General features: G+C 26.5%; 3 protein-coding genes and 1 other RNA gene. 2 read left to right on the top strand and 2 right to left on the bottom strand.

The window, feature by feature from the left end; all coding sequences use genetic code 11:
• Positions 1–195 precede the first annotated feature (195 nt).
• A complete protein-coding gene (locus tag F811_RS0100660; protein WP_020003388.1) occupies positions 196–1,611 on the bottom strand; it encodes a PD-(D/E)XK nuclease family protein in 1,416 nt (471 codons plus the stop codon).
• A 96-nt stretch (positions 1,612–1,707) separates the two neighbouring features.
• On the opposite strand from F811_RS0100660, the gene rnpB reads away from it, so the two are divergent.
• An RNA gene (gene rnpB, locus F811_RS16175) (RNase P RNA component class A) lies at positions 1,708–2,048 on the top strand.
• A 44-nt stretch (positions 2,049–2,092) separates the two neighbouring features.
• On the opposite strand, the gene F811_RS0100650 is transcribed toward rnpB, so the two are convergent.
• The gene (locus F811_RS0100650) at positions 2,093–3,721 is read right to left on the bottom strand and encodes an FAD-binding protein (RefSeq protein WP_020003386.1); all 1,629 of its coding nucleotides are present in this window, start codon (positions 3,719–3,721) and stop codon (positions 2,093–2,095) included.
• A gap of 165 nt (positions 3,722–3,886) precedes the next feature.
• On the opposite strand from F811_RS0100650, the gene F811_RS0100645 reads away from it, so the two are divergent.
• Positions 3,887–4,603 carry a 5'-methylthioadenosine/adenosylhomocysteine nucleosidase gene (locus F811_RS0100645; protein ID WP_020003385.1) on the top strand — a complete coding sequence of 239 codons (717 nt, stop codon included), beginning with the start codon at positions 3,887–3,889 and terminating at the stop codon, positions 4,601–4,603.
• Positions 4,604–5,095 lie beyond the last annotated feature (492 nt).

The raw sequence follows: 5,095 nt of genomic DNA, 5'->3' as shown, positions 1-5,095 counted from the left end.
TATCTTACATGTAACACAACTTTAGTATTATTTAGTACTAATTTTTTACACTTGCACTTTCGCGAAGCGTATCCGAGCTTGTCGAGGATATAAGGTTCTTTGACGAAGTCCGACTGTGGCGTGCGGCGGGAAAAAGAACAACAAAAAATTGACAAACTTAAAAATTTTCAATATATATAAGTGTATATTTAATAATTATAAATTCTCTTTCAAAAGATTATAAAGCTTAATCATAACATCAGCAATTTCCTCTGGACTATCTTTTTCTGTATCTATGTCATAACGATAAACATGATGTTCATATTCATAAAACTTACAAAATATTTTATTTATTTCTAAATTTAATTTTTTTATTAAAATACTATATTTCTTATTATCATTTAAATTATACAAATAAATATGTAAGAAAAAACTATCTCTTTGACTTTCTAATATTAAATCAACTTCTCCATTGCAAAAACGATATTTGATATTATGTGAATATCCTTCTTTATATATTTTTTTAATAATTTTTATTTCAGTTAAATAAATATAGGATTTTGATTTATCATTATTTTTTAAATAATCTAATACTTTTTCAGTAAACTCAATGTGTGGTTTAACTATTATGTAAATTTCTTTTTCATTAATAATATCTATAACACTATTAAATATTTTTTTATATTCATCAACATCTTCTACTGTTTGTATGTCGTTAAAAAGATTGTCTTCCAATAGTTTTTGTATTTTTTCTTTTGTCATATCAAGCTCCTCTGTATTATTGCTTATCATATTGGCATTATGTATAGTCTGTATCATAGCAGATTTCAAAAGCCTATAATCTCTTATATATTTATTATCATTATCTTTAAATAAAATATTTTTTTCATGCAAAAAATAATACTTTTTATTTTCTAAAATATTCTCAAGCCATAAAGCTATATCGCTATGTTTTAATGTTTGAAAATTATCTCCAAGTTCCTTTTTTGATTCTTCTGATAAAGTAGAAGCCTCATAACCTGAAGGATTGAGAAAAATCATATATAAATTTTTGTAATTATCTTTTTTCTTATTCTTATAATAATCATCTAATTGATTTGTCTGCTCTTTAGCATATATTTTATTTTCTATAATAATTGCAAACTCTTTTTTATAAGATATAAATAAATCTATTCTTCTAGTGTCTGCTTTTTCTTCTCTTTTTATATTTATATATGAATGCTTTATTTCTTCTTCAATGTTTTTTAATCCGTAATCCCAATTAAATTTATTATGCAAATATATTAAAAAATCTTTTATAAAACTTAATTGAGTACCTTCATACTCTATATTTACTTCAAAAAGTTTAGCAAGTAAATTACTATTATAATTCTCATGTCTTTGTAAATTTACTGCCTCAAATATACAAATCTGCGTAGGATATTTTTTCATTTCCTCTTTTACTTCTTTTATTACTATTTTTATTTGAGGAAGAAATTTATTTAATATATTCGTTTTTAATTCTTCTTCCTCTAAAAATGATTTATGTATAGACTTTATAGTATTTTCTAATGCATTATATTTTTCTTTTTCATCTTTTTTAAATTCATTTATTAAAGTTAATAATGTATTTTCAATAATTTCTGTATTCATATATTAAGTATAATAATCAAATATAAAAAAAGCAATTAATTTAATATTAAAAAATTATGATTGACATTTTATAATTTTTATAATAGAGTAATTGACTATGCGGAGTGGGTAAACGCGGTATTTAAGTAACTAATACTGAGGAAAGTCCGTACCTCTAAAGGGCATCATGCAAGCTAACGGCTTGAAGACGAAAGTCTATGGAAAGTGCAGCAGAAAATATACCGCCAATTTGGTAAGGGTGAAAAGGCATGGTAAGAGCATACCGCATTTGTGGCGACATGAATGGCAGTGTAAACCCCATGAGAGGCAAGAGCAAACAGAAACGGATTGCCCTTTTCCTAAGTTTCAGGTGGCTCGCTAGAATATTATAGTAATATAATATCAAGATAAATGTTTACCTTAAATGACAGAATACGGCTTATAGCTCCGCTTACTTTTTATAACTATTAATATATTATATTTGAATTAAACAAATTATATATTAATATTTCTTATCTATTATTGTTTTATTGTTCTCACGTCTTACTTCAAGTTTGTACACTTTATCTAATGAAAAATCAAAATCCTCTCTGTAATGTGCACCTCTGCTCTCTTCTCTTTCAAGCATACTTAAAGCTAATATTTTTACAGCTTCAATTATTAAATAAACTTCAATAGAGCCTTCATCAATATTTTCTTTTATGCTGTAATTACTTCTAATCTCTTCAAGTTTATTAAGTGCAGTATTTATTTTTTCTCTGTTTCTTACAACCGATAAATACTCGCTTGCTATTTCTCTTATATTTTTTAACACTTCTATTTTTGTAAGATTATTTTTTTTATCATCTTTTGAAATATTATTAATCCAATCATTAAGCTCTTTATAATCTAATTTTATATTATCAAAATCATCAAAATTATTTTTCTTAATATATTTATAAGCATTTTTTACAGCATTATCTGCAAATACTAAAGCCCCTCCCACAGAATTGCCTCCTAATCTGTTAGCTCCCTCTATACCTGATGATAACTCACCTACAGCATATAAACCATCAACACCTGTAAATGCATTGCTGTCTATTTTTATACCTCCGTTACAGCTATGAGCAAAATGCGTTATTACAGTTTCATCTTTTAGTAAATCTATTGCCATATCTTTTTTAAGCCAATCCAAATATACTGTGTAAAACTCTTCTTTATCTTTGTATAAATCTTCAGAATATTTTAATTTTACTCCTTTAGATGATATTTTAAAATCTATTTTTCTGCTTTCAAAATCATTACTGAAAGGAGCATAAGCACTTCTTTCAATAAATAATTTTTTATTTTCTTCGTTGGTTTCAGCGTCTAAAATTAATTTGTCTTCTACATCATACATAGAAGTACAATATTTAAGTGTATGCTCTCCAAATAAAACATTATATTTAGGTTTTAAATATGCTGGTATAAACTGTATAAACTCCATATTCTGTGCCAAAGCTCCAGCATCTAAAGCGGCAGTAAGAGCGGCACCATTAATATTTTTTGGATACAAGCTGTTTTTATAATTTCCTGCAATTCCTCCAGCAGCCAAAATTATTACTTTTGACTTTATAAAGAAGAATTTATCCTTATTTTGAAATACAGCCCCTATCACTTTATCATTATTTTTTATAATTCTTATCAATGAAGAGTTTTCAAATATTTTTAGTCTTTTATTTTTTCTAAATATCTTTTTTGCTCTTTCTCTAGCCTCATTCCAATCATTAATAAGAAAAATATCTCTCGAATATTTTGCAAAACATGCTGCTCTGCTATCTTTTCTAAGCCAAGGTTTGAATCCTATTTTTTTTAATAAATGAATATTTTTTTTTATATTTTTTATATATGTTTTTATAAGATCTTTATTTTCAACACCTTTACCCATATTGGTAATATCTTCATAATATTTATCATAATCATTTTTATCTTTGGTTGCTTGTACACCCAATGTAGCTTTTAGAGGAAAATAAGAAGCACCTCCGCAAATTTTTCCAGTAGTAGCAAGGCATACATTTTTAAAAATATTTAATGCCCTCTCTGCAGAAATAAGACCAGCTATGCCTCCTCCTACTATCAATATATCAGAATTAATTTGTTTGGTTATATTCATATCTATACTCATAAAAGTTATATATACATTTTAACATTTTATTTTTTCATTACAATATATAAACTAATTAAGTATTATAAAAAATAAAATAATAAGTTTATAAAAAAATGTTTTTAATATATAATAATCTTATTCGTTATTTATATTATTTTAAGGAGATTATTTATGTCTGAAGTAAAAAGAATTGCTATAATAGGTGCTATGGATTCTGAAATAACCAATTTTAAAGGTATGATAGAAGATATAGAAGAAATTGAAATAGCTAATATTATTTATTATAAAGGAGTATTATGCGGAAAAAATGTTGTATTATTAAAATCTGGAATAGGAAAGGTTAATGCTGCCATTGCTACAACTATAGCTATAGAAAGATTTAATGTAGAAAAAATAATATTTACTGGTGTTGCTGGTTCTGGAAATCCAGATTATGATATATCTGATATAGTGATATCAAAAGACTTAATAGAGCATGATTTTGATACAAGCGATTTAGACGGAGATGAACTTACTGTACTTGTAAAAGGCTATGATAAAAATTATTATCCTGCCGATAAATCATTAATAGAACTTGCCGAAAAATCCGCACAAAAAGTTATTACTGACAATAAAATATATATTGACACTATAGCTACAGGAGATCAGTTTGTAGGCAATAATCAAAAAGTTAAACAGATACATAATAAGTTTAAAGCAGGTGCTATAGAAATGGAAGGCGCTGCTGTGGCTCATGCTGCTTTGATGTATAAAGTACCTTTTGTAGTTATACGTTCATTATCAGATAAAGCTGACAGCGATGCGGTAGTAGATTTTCCTAAATTTGTAGTAAAATCGGCACAGAACTCTATGAAAATAGTAGTAGAAATGCTTGAGAATATGAAGTAATTAAGAATATAAAAAGCTGATAATTGATACATATATAGTTGATTATCAGCTAATTGTTAGTAATTTTATCAATAATAAATTCTTTTCTCTTTTAATAAGATCATAAAATTTATAAATCAATTTTCGCAATAAAAAAATATTTAAGAATAAAGTATTAATAAATTTGATATTTGTCCCTCATCGTAAATACCTACTTGTATATTAAGCAGGCATACGAGTGGGTATTATAATAGATATACTTGTTAGCCGCAATTATATCATTGTTAAGAAAGTCTTCGTCACCCTGCGTCAAGCCTCTACTTGGTTATGTAGCCGTTAGGCGAAGTGCCTACTCGGCTGACGAGTGGGTGTTAAAACAAGATTTTAATGAAAAAATATCTTCTTGTTTAGAAGAATTGTTTTCGTCCCCCTACGAGCGTAGCGAAGTGCCTACTCGGCACAAGCGTAGCGCAGTGTGGGAGAATTGATTTTAAAAACTTATTTCAAGAAAAA

It is taken from the genome of Brachyspira innocens ATCC 29796 (assembly GCF_000384655.1).
GTDB classification, from domain to species: domain Bacteria; phylum Spirochaetota; class Brachyspiria; order Brachyspirales; family Brachyspiraceae; genus Brachyspira; species Brachyspira innocens.
Note: the sequence above shows the minus strand (reverse complement) of the source record. Positions and strands in the feature narration are given on the sequence as shown.

Excerpts from the sequence above, each read along its gene's own strand:
- F811_RS0100650 (WP_020003386.1), bottom strand. The coding sequence starts at position 3,721 with ATGAATATAACCAAACAAATTAATTCTGATATATTGATAGTAGGAGGA.
- F811_RS0100645 (WP_020003385.1), top strand. The coding sequence starts at position 3,887 with ATGTCTGAAGTAAAAAGAATTGCTATAATAGGTGCTATGGATTCTGAA.
- F811_RS0100660 (WP_020003388.1), bottom strand. The coding sequence starts at position 1,611 with ATGAATACAGAAATTATTGAAAATACATTATTAACTTTAATAAATGAA.